The 431-nt window shown below is 60.1% G+C and carries 1 pseudogene; it reads left to right on the top strand.

The window, feature by feature from the left end:
• Positions 1-304: pseudogene (locus FY251_RS21585) on the top strand (ferrichrome ABC transporter substrate-binding protein); the annotation flags it as partial.
• Between the last annotated feature and the right edge of the window lie 127 nt (positions 305-431).

Below are 431 nucleotides of genomic sequence, written 5' to 3'. Positions count from 1 at the left end.
TTACATCGCTGCCGTGGGCCGGCTCACAACCGCAACTCACGACGAGTTCGTGACCAACGTCGTCGAGCCGTTCGAAAACAACCCGAACGGTCAGGACCTCACCGCCGTTCAGGAAGGTAACATCATCCGCATCGGCGGCCAATACCAGGGTCCTATCGTCGATCTTTTCGCCACGGAGGCCGCCGCCAAGCAAGTCTGGCCCGATCGCTTCGGCGAGTGGCCAGGCCCTGTCCGCGACGTCCCTGACGAAGAGAAACTGTTCGATCGCCAGGCGGTCAGTGACATCATCAACGGAAACATCTAACGCGATGGCGAAGGTATTCGACTGACTCACGAACCTACGCGCAGGAACTACCGACAGGTACGAGGTCTCAAAGCTCGCCCTCATTATCGCCGGCAGCCTCGCCGTCCTGCTCGGGTCGACGATACTG

Origin of the sequence: Haloferax sp. KTX1, assembly GCF_902410085.1 — an archaeon.
GTDB classification, from domain to species: domain Archaea; phylum Halobacteriota; class Halobacteria; order Halobacteriales; family Haloferacaceae; genus Haloferax; species Haloferax massiliensis.
Note: the sequence above shows the minus strand (reverse complement) of the source record. Positions and strands in the feature narration are given on the sequence as shown.